Source organism: Streptomyces sp. NPDC002845 (assembly GCF_053591955.1).
On sequence record NZ_JBSFUU010000062.1, the window covers coordinates 35,187 to 60,325 of the forward strand.

The following is a 25,139-nucleotide window of genomic DNA, read 5'->3' on the forward strand; positions in this document are numbered from 1 at the left end:
CTCGCACCTTGAGCAGCACGGAGGCACAGTGACCGATACCGGTTCAGGCTTAGCGCGCACTCGTTCGATCGCCCGTCGACGCCAGGGAGGCACGGCGGGCGCGTTCACGTCCGTCATCGTTCTGCTCGCCGTCTGCGGATGCTCGGTGGCCGGCGCCGACCCCATGGGTGAAGGCCCGGGCACCTTGCGCATCGTCCTTCCCGAGGAGCCGCCGACCCTTGAGCCCTGTGATGCCTCGCTCACCGCTACGGGCCGGGTGACCCGGGCCAACATCACGGAAGCACTCACCGAACGCGATCCGTCCACCGGCCGCCTGGAACCGGCGCTGGCCGTCAAGTGGACACGCACCTCTGCCACTTCATGGACGTTCACGCTCCGCCAAGGTGTCACTTTTCACGACGGTTCGCCGTTCACGGCCGCCGCGGCCGCGTTCTCGATCAAGCGCGCCACCGATTCGGCCATCGACTGCAATGTCGACGGATACATCTTCAGCGACAGCGAGGTCACCGCCGCCTCCGTGGACGACTCGACGCTTGAGGTCACGACGGCGGCACCGGACCCGATCCTCCCCCTGCGCCTGTCCTTCGTCGAAATAGTGCCGGCGAGTACAGACCCCGACGCCCGGGTGCGCGAGCCGATCGGTACCGGGCCGTACCGGATCGACGAGTGGAGCCAGGGCCGCTTCCTGCGGCTGAAACGCTTCCCCGGGTACTGGGGTGAGACCCCGGAGTTCGCCGCGGCCAAGTACGTGTGGCGGGCGGAGGGCAGCGTGCGCGCGGCCATGGTCACCAACAACGAGGCGGACGTCGCGATCGGGCTCGCCCCCGAGGACGGGGCGGGCGACCGGGCGGTCGAGTTCGTGACCAACGAGATCTCGTACCTCCGGATGGATGCCGCCGAGCCACCCCTCGACGACATCCGGGTCCGCCGGGCCGTCAACTACGCCATCGACAGGGAAGGACTGGTCACCGCGGTCTTCGCGGGCCGGCCGAGCGGGCAGCTCGTGTCGCGGGGCGTCACCGGGTACAACCCGCGTGTCCGGCCATGGCCGTACGACCCCGAACGTGCCAGGAAGCTGGTCGCCGAGGCCCGCGCCGACGGAGTCCCGACCGACACCACCATCACCGTCATCGGCCGCAACGGCATCTACCCGAAAGCCGCCGAAGCGATGGAAGTGGTGCAGGACGGCCTGCTGAAGGCCGGCCTGAACGTCGAGATCAAGATGCTCGACGTCAACGCCTGGCTGGAGTACCTGCTGCGCCCCTTCCCCAAGGACAGCGGTCCCACGCTCCTCCAGGCGCAGCACGGCAACCAGGCGGGGGACGCCGCGTTCACGATGGGACAGATCTACGGCAGCGAGGGCGCGCAGAGCAGCTACGGCACTCCCGAGTTCGACGCGGCGATAGCGAAGGCACAGCTCACCTCGGGCGAGGCACGGCAGGAGGCGTTCGCGGACGCGTTCGCCCTGCAGAACGACGAGGTCGTACGGGATGCGGTGATGGCCAACATGACCGGCATCCTGGCCCTCTCCCCCAACGTCCATTACCGGCCGGACTCGGCGACCAACGACGAGATGCGGCTCGCCGACATGCCCGCGCGGACCGAGGGAGGGGCTGACCGGTGTTCACCATGCTGCGCCGCCGCGCGGTCTCCAGTGTCATCCCCCTGCTCGTCGTGCTCCTCGGGGTGTTCTTCCTGGCCCGCCTCACCGGAGACCCCGCCAATCTGTACCTTCCGCTCAGCGCGACGCCCGAGATGAGGGCCGAATTCGCCAACCGCAACGGCTTCGACCAACCGCTGGTCGCCCAGTTCGGTGACTACCTGGCCCAGGTCGCGCACCTCGACTTCGGCGAATCGCTGCGCACCGCGCAGCCGGCCGGCGAGGCGGTCCTGCGGGCCTTCCCCGCCACCCTCCAGCTGGCCGGGTGGACGATGCTGCTCGCCATCGTGGGTGCCGTGGTGATCGGCAGCCTGGCGGCGTACCGTCCCAACTCGGTGACCGACCGGGTCGCGAGCTTTCTGTCCTCGACGGCCGCCAGCGTCCCCGACTTCTGGTTAGCCATCATGGGCGTGCTGGTCTTCGCGGTGACGCTGGGCTGGTTGCCCACCTCCGGTACGAGTGGCGCGGCGGCCTGGATCCTGCCCGTGGCCACGTTGCTCATCCGTCCGTTCGGAGTGCTGGTCCAAGTGGTGCGCGGCGCCATGGTCTCCGCGCTCTCCGCCCCCTACGTGAAAGTGGCGCGCAGCAAGGGCGCCCGCGAGTCGCGCGTGGTTTTCGGGCACGCCCTGCGCAACGCCGCCGCTCCGGCGCTCACCGTCGCGGGTGACCTCGCCGTGGGACTGGTCAACGGGGCCGTCGTCGTCGAGACCATCTTCGGCTGGCCGGGCATCGGCAAGCTCATGATCGACTCAGTTCTCCAGCGCGACTTCGCGGTTCTGCAGGCCGCCGTACTGCTGACCGCTCTGGTGATCTTCGCGCTCAACATCCTGGTGGACATCTGCCATGCGCTCCTCGACCCGCGTGTGCGGCAGCGGGCGGCGGCATGAGTCAAGGAAGTAACGTGCTCCAGAAGCTCCAGAAATTGCAGAGACTCCAGAGGCTTCAGAGGTTCCAGGAAGAGAAGAACAGCCGTCAGGGCGACGGCACAGCTCCCGGGACCGACCGGTCGACTGCACGGCGCAAGTGGACCGCCCTGCTGCTCCAGGACCGGTTCGCCTTCGCGGCGGCCCTGGTTCTGCTCGCCGCAGCGCTGTGCGCCGTGCTGGGCCCTTTCCTCGTCGGGGACCTGGCCACACGTCAGAACCTGCGTGATCCGGGCCGTCCACCGTTCAGTCTCGACCACGGCTGGGCCTTCATCCTCGGCAGCGATTCCCTGGGCCGCCCCGTCGCCGCCCGGCTCATGGTGGCGGCCGGGACCACGTTGTCCGTGGCCGTGCCCGCCGTGCTGTGCTCACTCACCGTCGGCTCGGTCTGGGGCATGTGGGCGGGCTACCACGGCGGATGGCGTGAGAACGTGTCGCTGCGGATCGCCGATGTGATCCTCAGCTTCCCCTCCCTGCTGCTGGCCGTGGTCGTGCTGTACGTCTTCTCGCCGAGCGCCGCCGCCATCGTCGTGGTCCTCGCCGTCGCCCGGATCCCCGTGTACCTGCGCACCGCGCGGGCCGAGTCCGCCGAACTGCGCAGCCGCCTTTTCCTGGACGCGGCCCGCACCTTCGGCACCGGCAGCTGGGCGGCGATCCGACGCCATGTCGCTCCCACGGTGCTGCCCACCCTGCTCACCGTCGCCGCCCTCGACTTCTGCTTCGTGATGCTCACCGAGTCGTCGCTGAGCTTCCTGGGTATCGGAATCCAGCCGCCGGACGTGAGCTGGGGACTGATGGTGGCTCAGGGACGGCAGGAGTTGCAGAGCGCGTGGTGGATCGCGGTCTTCCCCGGGCTCGCTATCGTCATCACCACCGTGTCGGCGACCGTCCTCGCCGCCTGGGCCCGGCTCTCGACCGACCCGGGGCAGCGATGGAGGCACGGACTGCGGCGCGGCGGACGGCAGCCTCGGCGCCGTCGTCCGGCGACCGCGGACAGCCCCACCCAGGGTGGTCCGGCGGCCGAGTCGGCCCCGACCGCAGAGAGCAAGGGCTCTGAACCGGCCCCGGCTGTCCAGCCCAGCGGCACCGCACCCACCCCAACCATCACACCCACCGAAACCACATCACCTCCGGTCGTCGCGCCGACGCGGCACGACACCCTCGCCGTGGACGGCCTGTCCGTCGACATCCGCACCCCCACCGGCCCCGTCCCCGTCGTACGCGGCGTGAGCTTCGCCGTGCGCTCCGGTGAGACGCTGGCCCTGCTGGGCGAGTCCGGCTGCGGCAAGAGCATGACCGCCCATGCCGTCGCGGGTCTGCTCGATCCGGCCGCACAAGTGGTGGGCGGGCAGGCACGGCTGGACGGCGTGGACGTGCTCCGGCTCGGCGCACAGGCCAGGCGCAGGCTCGCCGGCCCCGGCCTGAGCATCGTCTTCCAGGACGCGCTCAGCGCGCTCAACCCCGTCCTCACGGTCGGGGCGCAGATCGCGGAACCGTTCCGTATCCATGAGGGACTGTCCCGGCGCGCCGCGCGAGCGAGGGCGGTGGAGCTGATGGAGCGTGTCGGCATCCCGGAGGCGCGCTCCCGCGCGGGCGCACACCCGCACCAGTTCTCCGGAGGCATGCGTCAGCGGCTGCTGATCGCGATGGCGGTCGCGCTGCGGCCGAAGGTGCTGCTCGCCGACGAGCCCACCACAGCACTGGATGTCACCGTGCAGGCCCAGATCATGGACCTCCTCGGTGAACTGCGCAGAGAGCAGCGGATGGCTCTGGTCCTCATCACCCACGACCTGGGGCTCGTCGCCGAGCATGCGGACCGGGTCGCCGTGATGTACGCGGGTACGGTCGTGGAGACCGGGCCGGTGGCCGAGGTGTTCGACAAGCCCCACCATCCGTACACCCGGGGACTGCTGGCGTCGGTACCGGCCGAGCAGCACAAGGGGACCCGTCTGAACTCCGTCCCGGGAAGTCCGCCCGACCCCCGCTCCGTACCCACCGGTTGTGCCTTCCGTACACGATGCCCGATGGCCCGCGAGGTGTGCGCCACGCACCGGCCGCCGCCTGCCGGAACCGGGGCCGGCCGCGCCTCCGCCTGCCACTTCGGGAAGGAACTGGCCGATGCCTGAGCCGGGGACGAAGACACTGCTGGAGGCCGCCGGCCTGGTCAAGAGCTTCGCGGTACCGCGCACCGCCAAGGGCAGCACCAGGTTGCGCGCGGTCGACGGGGTGGATCTGTCCCTGGGACGCGGTGAGACCCTCGGGCTGGTCGGTGAGTCCGGCTGCGGCAAGTCCACGCTGGCCAGGATTCTGCTGATGCTGGAACGGCCCGACGAGGGCGCCGTACGGTTCGACGGGACGGACCCGTTCGCGTTGTCGGGTGCGAAGCTGCTCGCCTGGCGCCGCAAGGTGCAGATGGTCTTCCAGGACCCGTTCGGCTCGCTCAACCCCCGGCTGTGTGCGGCGGATCTGATCAGCGAGCCCTGGCTCAGCCACCGCGACCTCGTGCCCGCCCGGAAGCGGGCGGCACGCGTGGGTGAGCTGCTGGAGATGGTCGGGCTGCGCGCGTCCGACGCGCACCGCTATCCGCAGGAGTTCTCCGGAGGGCAGCGGCAGCGGATCGGTATCGCCCGCGCGCTGGCGCTGGAGCCCGAGGTCATCGTCTGCGACGAACCCGTCTCCGCGCTGGATCTGTCGGTGCAGGCGCAGGTCCTCAACCTGTTGTGCGATCTGCGGGACGAGCTGGGCCTGTCGTACGTGTTCATCTCCCACGATCTGTCCGTGGTGCGGCACGTGGCCGATCGAGTGGCCGTGATGTACCTGGGCCGGATCGTCGAGTCGGGGCCGACGGAGGAGGTGTTCGAGCGGCCGAGACACCCGTACACGGCGGCGCTGCTGTCGGCGGCCCCTTCCTTGACGGCCGGAGGCGGGGTGAAGAGGGAGCGCATCGTGCTCAGCGGCGAGATGCCCTCGCCGGCCGATCCACCGTCCGGGTGCCGGTTCAGGACCCGGTGCTGGCGTGCGGAGGACATCTGCGCCACAGCCGTCCCCGCGTCCGGGACGGTATGTCACACGGCGGCATGCCACTTCCCGCTGGAGGAGCCGTCGTCCACGTCAAGCCGGGCAGGGCGGAGTCGTTCTCTGTGACACAGCGGGCGTGCCGATGGACGACAGGGACAGGGCAGGGCGCGGCCCGGAAGGGGGTACTCAGCTCCCCCGCTGTGCCCGCCACGCCTCGTAGTGGTCCAGGACGGTCTGCTCGATCGGGCGGTAGGTCATGCCCAGTTCGTGCACGCTCCTGCTGTTGTCCACCCGGAAGCGGATGCCGAGATGCTTGCGGATGTAGTCCTGTGTCAGCCCGAAGGCCGGGCCCAGGATGCGTACCGGCCAGTGCGGGAGCGGGGTGCGCGGGAGGCGGAGATCGCGGGGATACCGGGTCCGGACGATGCGTGACATCTCGTGGAAGGACGTCATCATCTCCGCCGCGACGATGTAGCGGCCCTTCGCGTCGGGCTGTTCCGCCGCCGCGATGTGCGCCTCGGCCACGTCGCGCACATCCGCCGTCGTGAAGCTGAAGTCCGGTGCCCCGTAGAAGAAGTAGCCCTTGAACAACTCCTCCAGCAGGAACAGGCTGCCGGACTCCGATGCGGGGGTGAGCGAAGGGCCGAGTATCAGGCCGGGGTTGACGGACACCATGCGCCAGCGGTCCTGGGCCGCCTCTGCCTCCCACGCCGTGCGCTCGGCGAGCGTCTTCGCGTAGTGATAGGGGTTGTTCTCCACGGTGCTCGTGGTGTTGACGTACTTCTCCGACAGCACTCGGTCGTCCATGCTCAGGACGTCGCTGTAGTCGCCGAAGATCGCGCCGACGGTGGAGGTGAGGACCAGCTTTTTCACCGTCGGCGTTCTCTCCACGCTCGCCAGTACGTTGCGTGTGCCGAGCAGGGCCGGGTCGACCATGTCCCTGTGGCCGTCCTTGATCTTCTCCACCATGAAGAACGGTGACGCCACGTGGAACACCGTCGTGCAGCCGCGCAGCGCCTCGTCGAAGGACCCCTCGGTCAGCAAGTCCGCCTCGAACAAGGTCAGCCGGCCGGGAAACGCCTCCTGCATCTGCCGCAGCGGCCGCACCTTCGCCGTGTTCGCGGTGGTGCGCACGGTGGTGTGGACCCGGTAGCCCCGCTCCAGCAGCCGCCGGACCAGATGGCTGCCCACGAAACCACTGCCGCCCGTCACCACAACGGTCGACGCCTCACCTGCGCCCACGCCCTGTCTCCTCAGTCTCGGCAACCGGTTCATCAGCGGGCGCCGCCACGATCGCACACCCCGGGACCAGGGTCGGTCATGTCCAGGTCGAAAGGAAACACCGGGACAACCCCGGGCTCCCCTCAGGTCACTGGAGTGGTGGGCTGGATCCTCAGAACCGCCGCCCGGGACCTCCAGCCGGGCTCCGGCGTCCGCGCGGCGAGGCCCCGCATGAGCGCGTCCACCCGGACCTGCGCCGCAGCGATCGGCACACCTACGTCCACCGACACCGGACCGTACACGTGGCGCTGCCCATGGCTCCCCTGCCGCTCAGCAGGCTCCACGTGATCGGGACCGGCCGGTCGAGGGGGCGGCGGGTTCGGCGAAGGCCAGTGCGCTGAGGCCGAGTTGTCCGGGCTGGCGGGGCAGCGGGCATTTCGTTGTTGATCCGGACCGTGACGGAGGCGCCGCCCGCTGCACAGACGAGCACGTACGCCCAAACGCATGCCTTGGACGGCGACGGCCAGTGCTGCGAGAGTGCTCCAACGAGTGCCGAGCCGGTGCCGGTTGAGCAGGACAAGCGGGTTGTGCTCCGCGGCATCTGCCGACCCGCACAGGTCGGTCCCGGTTGTCAGCAGCAACCGGCGTCAGCGCCGCCGGCACCGGATTCGAGGCGGCAGAAGCAGGACGCCTCGATCCGGACGTCCGCCAGGGCGGCCGCGATCTTCAGTTGCTGGGCCACGATCTGTGCCTCTCCTTCCCTGCCGAGGCGCACGAGGCACTCGTGGAACCCGTGCAGGGCCCAGATGTTGCCGGGATGCTGGGAGGCGCGAGGCAGAGTGTCGTCGAGTCCGAGGTCGGCGCGGTAGACGGCTTCCGCCTCGGCAACCCGCCCCTGCTCCAGAAGCAGGGCTCCGTACGCGTGCCGGGTGGGCTGCATCCATCCCCACGGCTCGTCGTAGGGAAGGTTGTCGTCCAGTTCGATCGAGCGTTCCAGTGCGGCGAAGGCGGCGTCGTAGTTGCCCTTGCGGTACTCCAGTTCGCCGTCGAGCATCGCTGACGCGATCGCGAGGATGTCGGCGCACGTGTTGTTGAACAGCATCCGGGTCTCCGGGACCCGGGTGAGCGCCTCGCGGAACAGTTCGCGTTCGGCCTCGGCCTCGGCCTCGGCGATCCGGCCGGTGGCCGAGAAGGCGACTCCGCGGGCGTAGCGGAGCATGGCTGTTGTCACGCAGTACAGCTGCGGGTCGGCCGGCAGCGGCAGTTCGAGGATGTCGGACCAGCGGCCGAAACGGATCAGCACATGGACCCGCATGGCGAGGAAGCCCTCCAGCCAGTCCGCCATGGGCGGGCTCTGCACCCGCAGCAGGTCTTCCGGGATGGAGGCCTCCAGTTGGGCGGCCGTGGCCAGGGCGGTCTCGTACTGGCCGAGGAACATCGCGCCGTAGATCTTGAAGTGGTGGTCGTGGGCCCGGTACAGCGTGTAGAAGTTCATCGCGCCGGCCCGCGCACGGAACTTCTCGTCCGCGGCGATCGCCGCGCTGTTGTCCGACACCACGCGCCGGTAGTCGCCGCAGAGCACGTCCAGATGGGTGGGCATGTGCTGAAGGTGGCCGGCGTCGGGGACCAGGCCGCGCAGCCGGTCTGCGACGGGCAGCGCGGTCTCCGGAGTGGGGGACATCTCCATCAGGTGGATGTACATGTGCAGGACGCCCGGGTGCCACGCCCCGGCCTCGGTGGCGATCGCCCGCTCCAGGACAGCCTTCGCCTCCAGCGTGCGCGCGCCCTCGGCCGGCTCACCCGTACGCAGATTCCACAGCTGCCAGGGCGTGAGGTTCATCAGCGCGTCGGCGTAGAGGGCGACGACGTCGAGATCGTCGGGGGCGAGTTCGTACACCGCGCGCATGCTGTCGGCATAGGGCTCGTTCCACACCGAGCAGTCCTCCACGGCCTCCGCCTGCGGGTAGCGGGCACGCAGCGCACCGATCAGGGCCTGTTCGACGGGGGTGGCCCCGGCGGCCTTCTGCTGTGCGAGTTCGACGGCGGCATGGGTGCGGTCGACGGTGCGGACCAGTTCCTCACCGTCGAAGAACTCCCAGGGCTTGTTGTAGTTCGGGCCGAGGGCGTACGCGATACCCCAGTGAGCCATCGCACAGCCGGGGTCCGCCGCAGCAGCGGCCTCGAAGCAGGAGACGGCTTCCTCGTGGTGGAAGCCGTACGACCAGACCAGGCCGCGGTCGAACCACGACTGGGCTTCGGGAGACGACGTCGTCACGGAGCGGCGGTGGGCGCCCAGATCGTAACCGTAGTAGTCCATCCGTCTCTCCCGCCTCCATGACCGACCGATGAACGCGAACGTACCGGTACGCCGGGCCGGACACCCCGTCACGCCACGCCCACGACCTCCCGCACGGCCGGCGGCGGAGCCCTTCGAGGACATACTTCGTCCGGACGTCGTCTGCTGAGTTCGTATCAGGTCTGTGGTCCGCTGATTGAGAGTAGCCCCGCGACGGCTTGGACGGTATCGCTGACGGGCCCGTGACGACAGGCGAGTGCGTACGCGATCGGGGAGGTCGTCAGTACGCTCCTGCACCAGGGCCGGGCCGACTGTCAGAGGTACTGCCTGCCGCCGCCCTCGACGCGCGACCCGGCGGTTCGGGAGCCGTTTTGCGGGCGTGATCGCGGGCTTCCCCTGCGTCTCGCCCCGTAGGATCACGCCATGGGCAGGGTGCACGGGCCGGGTCGGGGGACGAAGTGCGGCTTTCGCTGGCGGAGTTGATGGAGCTGGAGGTGCCGTCGCCGGAGCGGACGGAGGAGGTCCTGGGTCCTGTGCGGGACCGTGCCGCCGCCGGGCCGCCGGAAGAACTCGACGACCTCGACCGGCAGTTCTGGTACGCGTGTGTGGGCGCGGTCTGCGAGCGGCTGAGGGATCACGACGGCGCGGTACGGTACTTCGGCGCGGGGCTCGCGGAGCTCGACGAGGACAGTGACGACTGGGCGGACGCCACGTTCCGCCTCGCCACCGCCCTGCACTCGCGGTTCACCGCGCGCGGGGACCTCGGCGATGCCGGACGGGCGATCGAGCTGTTCCGGGGGGTTCTGGACTGGGTCGAGGACGGCGACTGGCCCGCTCTGCTCGCCGCCGGCCATGTGGCGCGGTGCCTGGCGGACCGGTTCGCGGTGACCGGGCACCTGGCGGACCTGACAGCCGCGACGAGTCTGCTGGAGACGGAGCTGGCGGCGGCCGGTGAACCGCCGGTGCCGGCCACTGAGTCGGCCGCCGATGACGGGGCGGGTGAGCAAGACTCCGACAAGGCCGCCACGACGGACGCCGGGGACGACGGGGAGCACGGGGATCACGGGGACGACAGCATCCAGGCCGGCGACATCGGCGACGACAGCGGCCTGGACGGCGGCACCGGCGCGGCCTCCGGCCTCGACCCCGACGCCGACCCCGACAACGACGACCGGCTCCACACCTGGATCTTCGTACTCGACGTCCTCGCCGAATGCCTGCGTGAACAGGCCGAACTCGCCCACGACGAGGCACTCCTCGCGCGGGCTCTGCGCCGCTCCGCCGAGGCGCTGGCCCTTGCCGGCGACGACCCGGCATTCCGGGCGGCCCCGGAGAAAGGGCTGGCCCGCACGCTGCTCACCCGCGCCGAGTGGTCGAGGTCGGCGGCGGATCTCGACGAGGTGATCCGGCTGCTCGACCCCGCGGCGCCCACCGCTCAGGCCGAGAACCCGGCGGCGCGTGCCGTGAACCTCGGGCTCGCCCACTTCCAGCGTTACCGGCTCCTCGGCGCACCGGGGGATCTCGCCCACGCCCGCGCCGCACTCGAACGGGCCGTCGCCGGGCTGTCCGCGGGCTCGGCCGCGCAGGCCAGCGCCCAGCTGAACCTCGCGGTCGTCCTGCGCGAAGCCGCGCCGCATGCCACGCACCCTCTCGAACTCCTCGACGAAGCCGTGCGGTTGGCGGATGAGGTGGTCGGCGCGATACCGGCCTCGTCCCCGCTGGCGCTCGGCGCGGTCGTCGCGTCGGCCGAGGCGCGGGTCGAGCGCCAGGAACACGGAGGTGGCGGCGGTGCGGCCGAACTCGTCGCCGCCTGCCGGAAACTGGAGGCAGCGGCACCCCACGTGCCCGAGGGCGGCGGTGTGCTCGCCGCCTCGTTCCGCGACGCCTGGGGCAGCACTCTCGTTCGTCTCGCCGGCCTCTCCTCGGACCCGGAACTCCTGGACCAGGGAGTGCGATTGCTGCGGCAGGCGCTGGCGGACCCGGGGACCCTGCCCCACCTGCCCCGCACACAGGGCAGTCTCGCGGCCGGTCTGTACGAACGCTTCCTGGCCCGTGGCCGGATGGCGGACCTGGACGAGGCCGTCGACCTGTGGCGGGAGTCGGTGGACGCCCGCGACCCCGGCGCGCCGCACACCGTCGTCGTACACGGAGGGCTGGCGGTGGCCCTGCATCAACGGTACGACCGACGCGGCGTGGTCGCGGATCTGGACGACGCCGTCCAACGACTCGTCACGGCCACCGAGTTGCCGTCGACCCCCGCGCAGCGGGCCGGCGTACTGATCAACCTCGGCCACGCCCATCAGGCCCGGTACGAGGCGACGGACGACCCCGACGACCTCGCGCGGGCCGTCACCGCCCAACGCGAAGCCCTCTTGCTGGCCGCTCCCGGCTCCGGACCGGAGGGCAACGCCCGCCTCGGGCTGGCCCTCGCCCTGGGCGCGCAGGGGGAGCTGACCGAGTCGCTCGCCGCGGCCGACGAGGCGATGGGCCATGCGCGACGCGCCCGCGACCTGGCGGATCCGGCCTCCCGGGTCTGGGTGTCGGCCACCTTCGGACTCGCGGGGCTGGCCCGCCTGCGCCACTGGCTGACCGGCGACGCGGCGGATCGGCGGTCGGCCGAGGAGCACTACGGCAACGGCTACGCGGCCGCCCGGGAGCGCTATCCGGCCGCGGCCGCCGAGGGGGCGATGGAATGGGGCCTGTGGCAGTACCGCCTGGACCGCCACTCCCAGGCGGTGGCCGCCTTCGACCTGGCCGAGCAGGCGGTGGGCCGGCTCGTCGCCGAGCAGAGGCAGCGCGCGGCCAAGGAGACCTGGCTGCGCACCTCGCGCGGCCTGCCCGCCGCCACGGCGCTGGCGGCCTGGCGGGGCGGCGATGCCGAGGGCGCGGTCACGCGACTCGAACGGACCCGCGCCCTGCTGCTCGCCGAACGCCTGCGCCTCGCCGAGCCGACACGGCAGGTTCAGGACGAGACACCCGCGTCGCGTCAGGCCCCCGACGCTCCAGGCACTTCAGGCACTTCAGGCACTTCAGAGTCAGGAACCGGCAGGAGTTCCGCCGGTACGGTCCTCTATCTCGTCCCCGGCCCGGACACGGGTGTGGCGTTCGCGCTCCGCGACGACGGTTCGGTGCACCCCACTCCCCTTCCCGGGCTCGGCGAAGGCCGGATCACCCCGTGGCGAGACATCGCGTGGACCGACGCAGCGCAACTGGACCGCTTCGCCCGCTGGGCCTGGGACCACGTCCTCGCGCAAGTGGTGCCCGCGGAGGGCACTCCCGTCACCCTGGTTCCCGTCGGTGAACTCGTCCACCTCCCTTGGCAGACGGCGTACGCCGCGCCACCGGACCTGTCCCCACCCCGACGGCCCGGCTTCCTGCTCGATGCCCACGCCGTCGGTTTCACGCCCGGCCTGGGCATCCTGCCGACCCGCTCGGTCCGACGCGCCCCGCGCTACCTCGGCGTGGCCGTCAGCCGCAGCACGGGCCTGCGCCAACTCGTGCACGCGGAACGGGAGATCCGGGCAGCCGCCGCACGATTCGAGGACGCGCTGATCCTGGTCGACGAGGAGGCCACGCCCGAAGCGGTGCTGGCCTGGCTCGCGGACGGCGGCGTGGCCCACTTCGCCTGCCACGCCGAGACCGATCCCGCCGATCCGCTCGGCTCGGCCCTCGTGCTCGGCGGGGGCGCGCGGCTCGCCGTACGCGACCTGCTGGGGCTGCGTGCCGGCCTCGACCTGGTGATCCTTTCCGCCTGCGCGACCTCCGTGGCCGGTCGGGAACTGCCCGACGAAGTGGTGGGACTGCCCGGGACCCTGCTCGGGGCAGGCGCGCAGGGTGTCGTCTCCGCGGCGTGGCCGGTGGACGACCTGGCGGCCTGCCTGGTGATGACCGACTTCGTCGACCGCTGGGCCGCCGGGGCGTCACCGGCCGAGGCGCTGCGGGCCGCCCAGACCGGGCTGCGCGATCTGGGCTCCGCGGCTCTGGCCCGGCGTCTGCGGGTGCTGCGGGGGCCCGAACTCGATGCCCCGCCCCGCCCCGCGACCGTGCGGCCCTTCGAAGCGCTCTCCGACTGGGGAGCATTCACGTACACCGGACACGCGGGGCGCGATGTGCACGCCGGACGACCGCACTCGGGCTCCACCCCGGCCGACCGAACGGGAGACCAACGATGACCACACCCTCGGCCGTGTCGTACCTGCGCGTCACGGATCCGTCGTACGCCCAACTCGCCGCGAACTCCTTCACATTGGAGGACTTCGGCACCGCGCAGACCCTGTCCGGTCCCTGTCCCCGGTGCGGGCACCCGATGGAGTTCACGGTGGTGCGCCGGCTGTTGCGCGACGTCGACACGCCGGTTCCCGCGGCCACGTCCGCGCCGGTTCCGGCGGACCGTTCGGTGGTGGTGTACTGCACCGCCGACTCGGTGGTGTACGAGAACGCCCCGGTGGGCGAGTCCGGCTGCGGCGCCTACTGGTCCGTGACCCTTCCGACGGGGGCGGGCGGATGACCGACGGCCCCACCGGTCCCATCGGCCCCACGAGCATCGGCGGTCCCACCGGGCAGGCCGGCCCCGGTGGGCTGCTGCCCGGCCCCACACCCAGCGCCGCCGAACTGCGCCGGGCCAAGTCGGTGCAGCGCGCCCTGGCCCAGGAACTCGGCCGGGTACGTGAGGTCGCCGTCGCCTGGCGCAACGGGCTGGGCGCGATCCTGGCGGGACTGGTCGGCTTCGGTCTGCTCAAGGGGCGCAGCGATGTCGGGCAGGCGGCACCGCCCTGGGCGATCACGGCGGGCCTGGTGCTGCTCGCGGCACTCGTCGCCGGCGGAATCGGCGCCCTGAGCCTGCTGCGCGCCGCGCACGGCCGCCCGTACGCGAGCCACGTCGCCGACGCCGGCACGGGCGGTCGCCCCTTCGCGGTCGAGGACCACGACGAGGCCCTGGCCAGCGCCCGACACCTCCGCAACGGCATCGTGCTGACCTGCCTGTGCACGAGCCTGCTCGTGGCCGCGGTCGGCGTGACCTGGTACTCCCCTCCCAAGGACCCGCCGGGCCTGCTGATCCGCCAGGGCGGGACCACCCTGTGCGGCGAGGTCGTCTCCACCCGTCGCGGCACCGTCGTCCTCAAGGTCGATGGCGTCGAGACCACCGTGGACCTGACCCACGCCGACTCGGTCACCCCGGTCACCACCTGCCCGGGGACGACCCCGGCCCCGTGAAGGGGCGTGGGCGCCTGTCCGACCCCCGAAGGGCGATCTGCCCGCCGAGAATTCGAGAGGCTGTGAGCCTGCGGTCACGTGGACGGGGTTTGGGCAGGGTGAACTCCCGCCTGCGACGGCCCTCTACAGCGTCTGTACGGTGTTCCCGCCGCCCCCGCTCCCCGCCACGCCCGGCGGGAACGCACCGCCGTCACCGGCACGCGATCGTCCGGGCGCCCGGTGCGGTCCCCGACACAGTGGTGCGCGGCTGTGGTTATCGCCTGCCTTCTCCTACGCCCCCCGACGTCTTCGAGCAGATCCTCCTGCGGCAGAGCTACGTACCTTTTCGGCCATCATCTTGACGTGCACCTGTCCAAACCCTGCTGCCGGATGGCACGCTGCCCGTAACTGCACGCAGTAACACCCCTGCCCGCCCGGGTGGATGATCCCCCACCACCCGGCCCCACCGCAGAAGGAGACCGCGTGAAAAGCAGCCCCCGCAGACTTCGCTCAACCGGCGCCACCCGTGTGCGCCGTACCGTTCTCGGCGCGTTGGCCGGCGTCGCCGCACTGCTGGCCACCGGCATCGCCGCCGCGCCGGCGAGTTCCGCTGCCGCGGAACCGGGAGCGGTGACGTTCTCGGCTCAGGAACATGCCCGTGGCTTCTGGACCGCGGAGCGGATGCGTCAGGCCACGCCCCTCGACGTACTGTCCGTCGACCGCGCCGAGGTAACGGCGTCGACCCCTGACAGGGGCGAGAGGACCATCGTCGCGCCCAGTACCCCGGGCGACGTCGTCGGGCCTCTGGCGTTTCCCAGCGGCGGCGGCCCCTGGACCGGTGGCGGAGCCGTGGTGCAGACCGCGGGGCGGGTGTTCTTCACCTACCAGGGCCGCACCGCCTCCTGCTCCGGCAACGCCGTCACCAGCGCCAACAAGAGCACCGTGATCACCGCCGGCCACTGCGTGAAGCTGGAGGGCTCCTGGCACACCAACTGGGTGTTCGTTCCGGGCTACCACGACGGGCAGGCTCCGTACGGTACGTGGACGGCGTCGAAGACCCTGGCCACACCGCAGTGGACGGCCAGTGAGGACATCAACTACGACATCGGCGCGGCCGTCGTCGCCCCGCTGGACGGCAACAGGCTGACCGATGTCGTCGGCGGTCAGGGCCTGGCCTTCAACACCGGCTACAACAAGGCCATGTACGCCTTCGGCTTCCCCGCCGCCGCACCGTACGACGGCGAGAAGTTCATCTACTGCAGCGGCACCACCTACCGGGACTTCCTCTTCTCCAGCGACCACGGCCTGAACTGCGACATGACCGGCGGCTCCAGCGGAGGCCCGTGGTTCACCCAGTTCGACGAGGCCACCGGAACGGGGCTGCAGTCCTCGGTGAACAGCTTCAAGTACAACTTCCTGCCGACCGCCATGTACGGACCGTACTTCGGCGCGGACGCGCAGAACCTGTACCAGACCGCCCAGTCCTCCTGAACCGCCGTCGACCTGTCCGTCCCGGGCCGCGCGACAGCCGAACGGCTGCCGCGCGGCCTCGGAGCAGTTCCCTCCGGGATGGGCTCGGACACACCGACAGCCACGACGTCGGCCGGACGCAGCCGACTGCCCCCGCCCCGAGGAGCGCCCTCGGAACGCCCGCAGAGCCTCCGGCTTGATCGAGCCCTGCGTTTCAGTCGCTCTTCGCAGAGCCAGAAGGCCGGGCCGGCTCAGCGGGTCGAGAGTGCCTGGGTGGTGCCGGTGCTCGACGGGGACGCCGACGCGCGCGAGCCGTGGCCGGCCGCCGCGTTCGTCCCCGGTCCTCGCTCGCCGAGGCGGTGGCCGCGCACCGCCCGCTGCCCCGCGCTTCGCCCGCGTGCCGGGCGGACGGGTGGCCGAGGCAGTCGGGAGCGTGCACGCGGCCGGGCTCGTCCACCGCGACGTCAAGCCCGGCAACGTCCTGCTGGCTCAGGACGGCCCCGCCTGATCGACCCTGATCGACTTCGGCATCGCGCTCACCGCGTCCGGGGTCGTGGTCGGCACCCCCGGCTTCCTCACCCCGGAGCAGGCGCGCGGCGAGCCCGCCTCGCCCGCGAGCGACGTCTTCGCGCTGGGCTGCATCCTGGCTTATGCGACACCAGCCGTCCGCCCTTCGGAACCGGCGAGCCCGACGCCCTGCTCCACCGCACCGTCCGCGGCGACCTCTGCCCGGAGCCGGAACGGCCACGGTCCTTGCAAGCGGTCGGCGACCGGCACGCGCGCTTCGACCGGCTCACCGGCGGCCCGGACGTCGCCCTCCTGCGCGCCTTCCGCACTACGGCATGACATCGGCGATCAGGTTCGCCATCGGTGGGTACCCGATGGAATGCGGACATATGGATCTACGGAGCCGAGTGGCTCGGAAGCAGATGATGCCCATGATCTCCGAGATGGTGTCGGTACCCGCCGACCGCGTGACCCTCACGGGTGACTTCGTCGTCCCGGCGTCGGCCAGGGCGATCGTGGTGTTCGCGCACGGGGTCGACCGGTCCCGCCAGAGCTCGTACAGCGGGACGGTCGCTGCCCGGTTGCACAGCGCCGGGTTCGGCACGCTGCTGGTCGACCTGCTCAGCGAGCACGAGGAGCCCCGGGACGCGCTGACGGACGTACAACGCTTTGACACGGCACTGCTGGGCCACCGTCTGGTGGCCACGGTCGACTGGGTGAAGGCCCAGCCCGACACACGGAATCTGCCCGTCGTCCTGTTCGGAACCGGTACCGAGGCCGCCGCCGTGCTGGAGGCCGCCGCGGAGTTGCCGGACCGTGTGCTGACCGCTGTGGTGTGGGGTGGACGCCCCGACCTCGCGGGCGATGCGCTCGGCCGCGTACGCATACCGGTACTGCTCATCGCGGGCGGGCAGGATCCGGAGGTGCTCCGGCTGAGTGAGAAGGCCGCCCAGCGGTTGGGGGCCGCGTGTTCCGTGCGGGTGGTTCCCGAGGCCACGCACCGGTTCGAGGAGCCGGGCGTGCTGGAAGAGGTCGTCTCGATGGCAGAGGAGTGGTGCGACGAACGCCTGCGGGCCCTGGGCGAAGCCGACGGGGAGTGAGAACCGACGCCGACCGACCGGCCTCCGGCGGATGACCGCTGGAGACGGAGGCCCGACGCTGCGTCCCGTCGACGCTGTCCGCGCGCGTCCCGGTCTTGACCTCAGTGCGGCGCCCGCTCGCAACAGCCGCGCGGCGCCGCACAGCAGGCCCGCGGCTCCGACCAGTTCCAAGGCGATGGATCACCAACCGTGATCAAGCGACGCACACCGCGGGCACTGACCCGGCACCATGGCCGGTCAGCCGGTCACCCGGTGCGGGGGTGCGGGGGTGCGGCGGGAGCGGGTCAGAGCCAGCCCGCCGAGGGCCGTGGCGATCAGCCCCACCAGCAGGGCCACGATGGCCCCGCCGAGCCCGTTGCCGGTACCGATACCGCCGTCGGAGGTGGCCATGACCAGCCCGCCGAGGGCCAGGGCGATCAGCCCCGCCGCCAGGGCCACGGTGGCTCCCAGTCGCCCGGAGCCGGTGCCGAAGCGACCGGCGGGGCGGGCCAGGGCCAGGCCGCCGATGACCACGCCGATCAGGCCCAGCACGGCGGCCGTGGAGGCCCCGAGTCGCCCGGCGCTCATGTCGTAGACACTGGCGGCGGTCGGCTGGGCCGAGACGTGCGCGGCTGCCGGTGCGGCAAGCAGGAACGCCCCGAGCGGGGCGGCTCCGGCCACGGCGAACAGCCAGCGGACTGACATCAGGGATCCTGATGAGCTCATGTCCCTCTCCTCTTTCGTGTTTCGTGCGTCTCGTTTCCGAGGTGTGGATGTCGTCCGATCATGTCGCCAGGCGCACCGCCGGTCGTCCCGCGGACGCATGCACTTCGCGCTGCCGCCGATGGCGCACCCGGATGCCGCGGACGCCGCAGACGCCGCGCGGCTACTGCGTGCGCGGTAGGCAGCCGCTCGTCCGCCGGCCGGACTCGCCCGCGGCGGCATCCGGCTAGGGTGCGCGCATGAGTACAGGACGGTCCGGTGTCGGGGCCGGTGTCGGAGACTGGGCGATCGCCGTCGGCGTGGCGGCGACACTGCTGGTCACCGGGCTGTCCGGGCAGCGCTCCGCCACGAGCCTCGACCTGCTCGGCTACGCGCTGCTGGTGGCCGGCGGCCTGGCGCTGGCCGCGCGCCGCCGGGCTCCGGTTCCCGTCCTGGCCGTCACCGGGCTGTGCGCGGCGGGCTACCAGGCGGCCGGCTTCGACGTGCCTGCCGTCGCGTACCTCTTCGCGGTGTACGCGGCCGTACGGGCGGGACACCGCACCACCACGGTGGCGGCGAGCGTGGCCATGCTGGCCGCTCTCCCTCTCGGGGCCCTGGCCTCCCTGCACGACATGGGTGAGGCGCTCAAGCAGGCGCGAGGCGCACTTGAGCTGGCCTGGCTGATCGCGGCGGGTGCCGCGGGTGAAGCGCTGCGGCAGGCCGAGCGGCGGGCGGACGAAGCCGAGCGCACCCGGGAGGAGACCGCGCGGCGCCGCGCCGACGAGGAGCGACTGCACATCGCGCGGGAGCTGCACGATTCGCTCACCCACCAGATCTCGATCATCAAGGTGCAGGCCGAAGTCGCCGTCCACGTGGCACGCAAGCGCGGCGAACAGGTGCCGGAGTCCCTGCTGGCGATCCAGGCGGCCGGACGTGAGGCGACCCGCGAGCTGCGCGCGACCCTGGGGGCGCTGCGCGACGACGACACGACCCCGCCGCGTGGGCTCGACCACGTCCCGGAACTGGTGGAACGGGCCCGTACCATCGGCCTGGACGCGACGCTGACGATCGAAGGACAACGGCACGACGTGCCGGCCGCGGTGGACCGGACCGCCTACCGGATCGTTCAGGAGTCGCTCACCAACATCGCCCGGCATGCCGCCGCCGCTACCGCTTCGGTCCGGATCGACTGCCGTCCGGACACCCTCGCGATCCGCGTCGACGACGACGGCAAGGCCACGCCGGACACCGCCCCGGTGCCCGGCGTCGGGCTGCTCGGGATGCGCGAACGCGTCACCGCCCTCGGTGGCCGGCTGCGGGCCGAGCCGCGCGGCGAGGGAGGTTTCACCGTCCAGGCCGAACTCCCCGTGGACCGGGCGTCATGATCCGCGTCCTGCTGGTCGACGACCAGCCGCTCCTGCGCAGCGGATTCCGCGCGCTCCTCGACCTCGAGGACGACATCGAGGTGGTGGCCGAGGCCGGCGACGGGTTGGAGGGCCTGGCCCTCACCAAGGAACACCTGCCCGACATCGTGCTCATCGACATCCGGATGCCGGTCGTCGACGGCATCGAGGCGACCCGGCGCATCGCCGCCGACCCCGCCCTGGCCGGGGTGCACGTGGTCATCCTGACCAACTACGGCTTCGACGAGTACGTCTTCGACGCGCTGCGCGCGGGCGCCGCCGGATTCCTCGTCAAGGACATCGTGCCGGAGGACCTCCTGCACGCGGTACGTGTCGCCGCGCGCGGTGACGCCCTGCTCGCACCGGCGATCACTCGCAAGCTGATCAACCGGTACGTCAGCCAGCCGCTCCACACCGACGTCAGTACGGGTCTGAAAGAGCTGACCAACCGCGAACGCGAGGCAGTCGCCCTGGTCGCGCAGGGTCTGTCCAACGACCAGGTCGCCGACCGTATGGTGATCAGCCCGATGACCGCGAAGACCCACATCAACCGGGCCATGGCCAAGCTCCACGCCCGTGACCGCGCCCAACTCGTGGTCCTCGCCTACGAGTCCGGCCTGGTAGCCCCACGCAACCGCTGACATCGACGGGCCCATGGGTCGCCAGCACCCTCGGCAGCCACCGGGCAGCGTCATCCGCCCGTGAACGGAGGGCCGACGTTTGCTGTCCACTGCGATCTGCACGCGCGCCACAGCAGTCGATTCACTGTACGATACGGTGTATCAGGATGGTGGCCGAGGACACAGCCGACGGTCGGCTCATCGGCTGCTCGCCCCCTCTCCCAGCAGGAGCAGCTCATGCGCCAGCTCAGTTTCGGCGACGTCAAGGACGCCACAGAACGGATCGCCGGGCACGTCCGCACCGTTACCCTCACCCCCGTCGATCCCGCCACGATCCTCAGCGCCGCCCCAGGGCCGAAGTCGTGCGAAGTCTGGCTGGCGCTGGAGTACATGCAGCACACGGGCTCCTTCAAGGCCCGCGGCGCGCAGAACTTCATCCAGGCCCACCGCGACGCCGGCACCCTCCCGGACGCCGGGGTGACCATCGCCTCCGGCGGCAACGCGGGGCTGGCCTGCGCGTGGGCCGCGCGGCAGCAGGGCATCACCGCCACGGTCTTCCTCCCCACCACCGCCCCCGCGGTGAAGGTGGACAAGCTGCGCTCCTACGGCGCCGATGTCCGCCTGGTCGGCACGGAGTACGCCGAGGCTCTCGCCGCCTGCGAGAACTTCGCCGCCGCGACCGGGGCGCTCGCCTCCCACGCATATGACCACCCGCTGATCGCCGCCGGGGCGGGCACCCTGCTGGAGGAGATCCAGGCCCGGCTCCCCGGCCTGGACACGGTCGTGGTCGCCGTCGGGGGCGGCGGACTGTTCTCCGGAGTGGCCACCGCCGCCCGGCACCACGGCATCCGCACCGTCGCGGTCGAGCCGGAGAACTGCCGTGCGCTCAACGCCGCGATCGAGGGCGGCCGTCCGGTCGACGTCACCGTGGACTCCGTCGCCGGCGACTCCCTCGGCGCCCGCCACGCCTCCGCCATGGCCCTGCACGCCGCCCAGCAGGACGGCGTGCGCTCCGTCCTCGTACCGGACGGCGAGATCGTCCGCACCCGCCAGGCCCTGTGGGACCAGCGCAGGGTGGCCGTCGAGCACGGCGCCGCCACCGCCCTCGCCGCGCTCACCGCCTCCTCCGACGCCGCCTACCGGCCCAGCCCGGGCGAGAAGGTCGCCGTAGTCCTCTGCGGTGCCAACACCGACCCCGGCGACCTGGTCGGCTGACAGGCAGTCATCGGCCGGACGTACGCCTTCGGGCAGTGCCACGAGTAGACGGCTTGATTGCCATGTGTCCTTATTTATTGCGATCGCGGCGGTACAGGCGCTGGGCGGCGGAGTTCCGGGCGCGAGGTGAACGGCCGTTTCCACAACCTGCAGTACGAGTCCCGACCCGATGCACCGTGACAACCGGGTTCTGATTGTCCGAGCATGACCACCATGACAGCGGTGCGCCGATCTCAGCGGGGAGCTGGCAGGCCAGCGCCTTGGCCTGGGCGAACTGTGTCGGAGTGAAACGGGGGCGTCCGAGCGTGGGCGGTCGACCAGGGCAGGCAGCCGGCCTTGGGCGGATCTCCTGCGGCAGGTCCGTCCACGTGCAGCCTGGTCTTGGCGGCGATCAGGTGGTGCCGCCTGCGGAGGTGAAGCGCCCTCGGGGCCGGGGCGGGGATCGGAGCCGGCCGGCCGACTCCGGGCTCACCGTGCGCAGCCGACGTCCAGCACTTCGATCACGTCGCCGTGGACCGTGTAGACGAGCCAGCACCACTCGCCGAACACTGCGGCGAGGTCCGGAGCCCGGGTCTCCGCGTCCTTGGTGACCGCGTCGATGAGCATGATGATCTCCTCGTGCATCTCGTCCGGTACGTCGAAGAGCACGTTGGCGGCCTGTTGGATCAGTTCGACTCGCATGGCGCCCCCGCAGACGGGCAGGAACAGCGCCGCCGACGAAGCGGCGCATACCGGCCCCACTCAATGACCGGACAGAGTCCCTCATGACCACCATAAAGCCGCTGTCCGCCTCACGCGGAGACCTCAGTGTGCGACGGCGTCGCGATCTTCAGGCGCACCCATGACACCGCGGGAGGCGTACTCGGGGGAACGGCCTGGACGCCTGCGTGCTGACGGACCGAGCCGTCGGCCGCGGGCCCGGCATCGACGTCAGCGGATGACGGTCCGCGCCTGCCCAGCCCGGCGCCTGCCCTTCTCAGCCGGGGCCCGGGCGAGAAGGGCCTCTGCCTGTGCCACGGCGTCGACGGCGTTACGTTGTCCCATGAGGACGCAGAGTGTGTAGGCGGTGTCGTCGAGCCGACGGTAGCTGTGCGGGCTCGCCGAATCACGCAGCAGACCGGCCCATGCGGACCGGTAGGCGTGCAGTGCTGCGGCGACGGTTCTGACGTGGGGCATCAGCATCTTCGTGTCCACACCTCCCTGTGCTGGCAGATCGGTCGTCGCACGGCAGTGCCGCGCCCAGAACGAGCCTGCCGTGCGACAGCTTCGCGGCACGCACCGGGCGGGGTCAGGACTCGGTGATCTCGATGTGCCGCGGCTTGGTGGCCTGTGCCTTGGGCACGGTGACGGTCAGCACGCCGTCGTGCAGGGTCGCGCTGACCTCCTCCGCCTTGATATCGGTGGGCAGGAGGGCGTGGTACTCGAAACGGCCGGTGCGGCGGGTGCTGCGGCGCAGGACGCCTTCACGCTCCCGCTCCTTGTACTCCCCGGTGATGCGCAGCTCCCGCTCGCTCATCTCGATGTCGATGTCGTCTCGCTTGATCCCGGGCAGTTCCGCCTCGATCACGCAGGCGTCGTCGGTCTCTCGCATGTCGGCCGCGGGAGACCAGGACAGTGCGACGGGAGCGGCGGCGCCTTGCAGGAGCCGGTTCATGCGCTCGAACAGCTCCTCGAACTCGGTGGCGATGGGTTCACCCCATCCGAAGCCGGGAAACGGCCTCTCCAGCAGGCTGCCGTGCCGGTGTCGTACAGGCAGCGTCATCGCGATTCACCTCCGCGAAAGTGGGCCATTCGGGTCACTCCCCATGGTGCGCGTCCCTGCCGGACCGGGCGACTCGACCGCAGCTGATCGTCCATTCAACTCCGCACTCATCACCGCCAACGCCCAGGCGCCCCATGAACGCCGGCTCGCTGCGCGCCAGGACGCACTGCGGCTGCTCCCGCGATTCCGTGAACTGCACACCTGTGCCATGTCGCTGTGCTGCCACGGCAGAACCAACGAAATGTGCCAGGCGCGTGATGTACTCCGAACGGGTGGAGTGGCGAACCCAGCGCAGGATGCCGGACCCGCACGGGTCACCAGGCGGGTCACCGGGCGGGCATGAACCGAGCACGTTTGCAGATGGCCGGGCCTGGACGCCGTACTTCGCCATGACGATCGCGGACGAGGCCGTGTCCCGCGTCCGAGAAGGCGGCGGGACCGTGGCAGTGGGGCCGACAGCGACGTTCATCACCCTTCACACCCGTGACGCCTTCGACGCGGCCATCTTCTACGGCGAGATCCTGGACTGGGCCTCGGGCCTCGTCGGCCGCTGCGAGGTCGAGTACGCGGGAGGCGGAGTACTGCTGTGCAGCCGGGGCGACATCGTGGCCCGCACCGAGTCGGGCTCGGTCGAGACGCCACCCAACCGTTGTCCGGCCGCACTGGCAGGTCCACTTCGCCGTGGACGATGTGGGACCGTGCGTCCGGGCGGCGGAGAAGCAAGGCGGCAGCGTCCCGGAGGAGGCCGGGCACGAGGCCGTGCTGCGCGACCCCGACGGCGCCCAGTTCACGGTGACCTCGCGTCGGCGGCGCGCACACTCCCGCTGGAAAGCCATCGGCACCCGGACGGCGTAGGTGAAAGCGCCGGACAGCAGAAGCGACGTGAAGCTGAAGGTGGCCGTGGCCGACGCTGAGAGGTGCTCGGCCCAGGAAACCCGCACACCGTGGAGAGGCGAGCGATGACGACGACTGCCAAGGACATCATGACCCCCGGCGCCCAGTGGATTCCCCGGACCGAGACGCTTGACCGCGCAGCGCAGCTGATGAGGGACCACGAGGTGGGTGCGCTGCCAGTCAGCGACCCGAGCAACGGCGACCGGATGTGCGGCATCATCACGGACCGTGACATCGTGGTGAGGTGTATCGCCGCGGGCCGCGATCCCTCGGGGGTGACGTGCGGTGACCTGTGTGAGGGCACGCCCCGCTGGATCGATGCCGCCTCCGACATCTCCAATGTCCTGCGCGAGATGGAGGATCATCAGATCAAACGCCTTCCGGTGATCGAAGACAAGCGCATGATCGGCATGATCAGCGAGGCGGACATGGCCCGCCACCTCACCGACGACCAGCTCGCGGAGTTCGTCCAGCGGGTATACGCAGGCTGATCCTCAAGGCCCGGCACACCACCCGGCCTCACATCGTGTGGCCTCAGCCCGTCTCCGGCGAGCAGCGCGCAGGGGCGATAGCAGCAGTCGCGGGCCCAGGCCCTTGCCGCTCCCCCCTGCCGCTCCCCCTTGGCGCTTCCTCTTGCCGCTCCTGCGCAGCGAACGGGCAGGAGTGGCAGGACACTGCCCTGCGCATCGCACAGGAACTGGACGGCCTCGCCGACCGCCACCGGGCCGAGGTGGTCGTCGTAGACCTGGCGGAAGCCGAGCTGCTCAAGCCGGGCCGCAGCTCGGGGACTCATGTCGCACATCCAGTCCCAGCAGTACACGACCACCGGCCTGGTCCGATCCAGCCGCCTTGCCGCCTCACGGGGTAGCACCTCCACAAGCTGCGCCCCGCCTCGGCAAGGCGCCGCACCTCGTGCCTGTCATCACCCGCACGGACATCGCATCCATCTCCTTCCTGCGGAGTGTTTCTCCCTCGCCGCTCAGCCGCCTGCTCACCCCTGGGGCTGTCCGGCTTCGGCAGACCAGCCGAACCGTCTTTCCGGTTCACCACCAGTAGCCCGCAGCAATCCATGGTCGGTGTGTGCTGAGGTTGAACTCGCTATGGCGGGTGGGGATCTGACGTTTCATGATTGTTGCGGTATGCCGGAGGTATGCGGTATGCGCAGGGCGGTGGGCT

General features: G+C 71.1%; 19 protein-coding genes and 2 pseudogenes. 15 read left to right on the top strand and 6 right to left on the bottom strand.

All coding sequences use genetic code 11. From position 1 onward, the window contains the following. Positions 1-145 precede the first annotated feature (145 nt). Genes ACWD3C_RS34255 through ACWD3C_RS34270 form a run of 4 tightly spaced genes read left to right on the top strand, consistent with a single transcriptional unit; the run spans position 146 to position 5,727 of the window. On the top strand, positions 146-1,759 hold the full coding sequence (locus ACWD3C_RS34255; RefSeq protein ID WP_451150066.1) for an ABC transporter substrate-binding protein: 1,614 nt from the start codon (positions 146-148) through the stop codon (positions 1,757-1,759). Next, the gene (locus tag ACWD3C_RS34260) at positions 1,675-2,547 is read left to right on the top strand and encodes an ABC transporter permease (RefSeq protein ID WP_451150091.1); all 873 of its coding nucleotides are present in this window, start codon (positions 1,675-1,677) and stop codon (positions 2,545-2,547) included. The genes ACWD3C_RS34255 and ACWD3C_RS34260 overlap by 85 nt, the downstream gene beginning before the upstream one ends. A gap of 14 nt (positions 2,548-2,561) precedes the next feature. Then, entirely contained in the window at positions 2,562-4,709 is a 2,148-nt protein-coding gene (locus tag ACWD3C_RS34265; RefSeq protein WP_451150067.1) for a dipeptide/oligopeptide/nickel ABC transporter permease/ATP-binding protein, read from the top strand. Beyond that, entirely contained in the window at positions 4,702-5,727 is a 1,026-nt protein-coding gene (locus ACWD3C_RS34270; RefSeq protein WP_451150068.1) for an ABC transporter ATP-binding protein, read from the top strand. The genes ACWD3C_RS34265 and ACWD3C_RS34270 overlap by 8 nt, the downstream gene beginning before the upstream one ends. Before the next feature lie 60 nt (positions 5,728-5,787). Here the strand turns inward: ACWD3C_RS34270 and ACWD3C_RS34275 are convergent, their stop codons facing one another. After that, a complete protein-coding gene (locus ACWD3C_RS34275) occupies positions 5,788-6,876 on the bottom strand; it encodes an NAD-dependent epimerase/dehydratase family protein (protein ID WP_451150069.1) in 1,089 nt (362 codons plus the stop codon). Positions 6,877-7,453: 577 nt separating this feature from the next. Next, complete coding sequence (locus tag ACWD3C_RS34280) at positions 7,454-9,139, bottom strand: hypothetical protein (protein WP_451150070.1); 1,686 nt, start codon at positions 9,137-9,139, stop codon at positions 7,454-7,456. A gap of 437 nt (positions 9,140-9,576) precedes the next feature. Here ACWD3C_RS34280 and ACWD3C_RS34285 point away from each other — a divergent pair, with 437 nt between their 5' ends. The 6 genes and pseudogenes from ACWD3C_RS34285 (at position 9,577) to ACWD3C_RS34310 (ending at position 17,388) form a co-directional block, all read left to right on the top strand. Then, the gene (locus tag ACWD3C_RS34285; RefSeq protein ID WP_451150071.1) at positions 9,577-13,290 is read left to right on the top strand and encodes a CHAT domain-containing protein; all 3,714 of its coding nucleotides are present in this window, start codon (positions 9,577-9,579) and stop codon (positions 13,288-13,290) included. Further along, positions 13,287-13,625, top strand: a complete 339-nt coding sequence (locus ACWD3C_RS34290) for a hypothetical protein (protein WP_451150072.1) — start codon at positions 13,287-13,289, stop codon at positions 13,623-13,625. Before ACWD3C_RS34285 ends, ACWD3C_RS34290 begins: the two co-directional genes overlap by 4 nt. Continuing rightward, positions 13,622-14,332 (top strand): hypothetical protein, encoded by a 711-nt coding sequence (locus ACWD3C_RS34295; protein ID WP_451150073.1) that lies wholly within the window; start codon positions 13,622-13,624, stop codon positions 14,330-14,332. The genes ACWD3C_RS34290 and ACWD3C_RS34295 overlap by 4 nt, the downstream gene beginning before the upstream one ends. Positions 14,333-14,794: 462 nt before the next feature. Continuing rightward, a complete protein-coding gene (locus ACWD3C_RS34300; RefSeq protein ID WP_451150074.1) occupies positions 14,795-15,802 on the top strand; it encodes a trypsin-like serine peptidase in 1,008 nt (335 codons plus the stop codon). 198 nt (positions 15,803-16,000) lie between these two features. Further along, positions 16,001-16,504: pseudogene (locus tag ACWD3C_RS34305) on the top strand (serine/threonine-protein kinase); the annotation flags it as partial. 215 nt (positions 16,505-16,719) lie between these two features. Then, positions 16,720-17,388, top strand: coding sequence for a dienelactone hydrolase family protein (locus ACWD3C_RS34310; protein ID WP_451150075.1), 669 nt, complete (start codon positions 16,720-16,722; stop codon positions 17,386-17,388). A gap of 237 nt (positions 17,389-17,625) precedes the next feature. Here the strand turns inward: ACWD3C_RS34310 and ACWD3C_RS34315 are convergent, their stop codons facing one another. After that, positions 17,626-18,072: a DUF6223 family protein gene (locus ACWD3C_RS34315; RefSeq protein WP_451150093.1), complete on the bottom strand. Its 447-nt coding sequence runs from the start codon at positions 18,070-18,072 to the stop codon at positions 17,626-17,628. A 257-nt stretch (positions 18,073-18,329) separates the two neighbouring features. Here ACWD3C_RS34315 and ACWD3C_RS34320 point away from each other — a divergent pair, with 257 nt between their 5' ends. From ACWD3C_RS34320 to ACWD3C_RS34330, 3 genes are all read left to right on the top strand, one after another. After that, complete coding sequence (locus ACWD3C_RS34320; protein ID WP_451150076.1) at positions 18,330-19,454, top strand: sensor histidine kinase; 1,125 nt, start codon at positions 18,330-18,332, stop codon at positions 19,452-19,454. Further along, positions 19,451-20,113 (top strand): response regulator, encoded by a 663-nt coding sequence (locus tag ACWD3C_RS34325; protein WP_451150077.1) that lies wholly within the window; start codon positions 19,451-19,453, stop codon positions 20,111-20,113. The genes ACWD3C_RS34320 and ACWD3C_RS34325 overlap by 4 nt, the downstream gene beginning before the upstream one ends. 216 nt (positions 20,114-20,329) lie before the next feature. Beyond that, positions 20,330-21,307 (top strand): threonine/serine dehydratase, encoded by a 978-nt coding sequence (locus ACWD3C_RS34330; RefSeq protein WP_451150078.1) that lies wholly within the window; start codon positions 20,330-20,332, stop codon positions 21,305-21,307. Between the two features lie 468 nt (positions 21,308-21,775). Here the strand turns inward: ACWD3C_RS34330 and ACWD3C_RS34335 are convergent, their stop codons facing one another. The 3 genes from ACWD3C_RS34335 to ACWD3C_RS34345 form a co-directional block, all read right to left on the bottom strand. Next, the gene (locus tag ACWD3C_RS34335) at positions 21,776-21,988 is read right to left on the bottom strand and encodes a hypothetical protein (RefSeq protein ID WP_451150079.1); all 213 of its coding nucleotides are present in this window, start codon (positions 21,986-21,988) and stop codon (positions 21,776-21,778) included. A gap of 249 nt (positions 21,989-22,237) precedes the next feature. Continuing rightward, a complete protein-coding gene (locus ACWD3C_RS34340) occupies positions 22,238-22,483 on the bottom strand; it encodes a DUF5133 domain-containing protein (protein ID WP_451150080.1) in 246 nt (81 codons plus the stop codon). A gap of 112 nt (positions 22,484-22,595) precedes the next feature. Beyond that, on the bottom strand, positions 22,596-23,069 hold the full coding sequence (locus tag ACWD3C_RS34345; protein ID WP_451150081.1) for an Hsp20/alpha crystallin family protein: 474 nt from the start codon (positions 23,067-23,069) through the stop codon (positions 22,596-22,598). A gap of 368 nt (positions 23,070-23,437) precedes the next feature. On the opposite strand from ACWD3C_RS34345, the pseudogene ACWD3C_RS34350 reads away from it, so the two are divergent. Both ACWD3C_RS34350 and ACWD3C_RS34355 read left to right on the top strand, forming a co-directional pair. Further along, positions 23,438-23,924: pseudogene (locus ACWD3C_RS34350) on the top strand (VOC family protein); the annotation flags it as partial. A gap of 104 nt (positions 23,925-24,028) precedes the next feature. Beyond that, the gene (locus ACWD3C_RS34355; RefSeq protein ID WP_451150083.1) at positions 24,029-24,454 is read left to right on the top strand and encodes a CBS domain-containing protein; all 426 of its coding nucleotides are present in this window, start codon (positions 24,029-24,031) and stop codon (positions 24,452-24,454) included. Positions 24,455-25,139 lie beyond the last annotated feature (685 nt).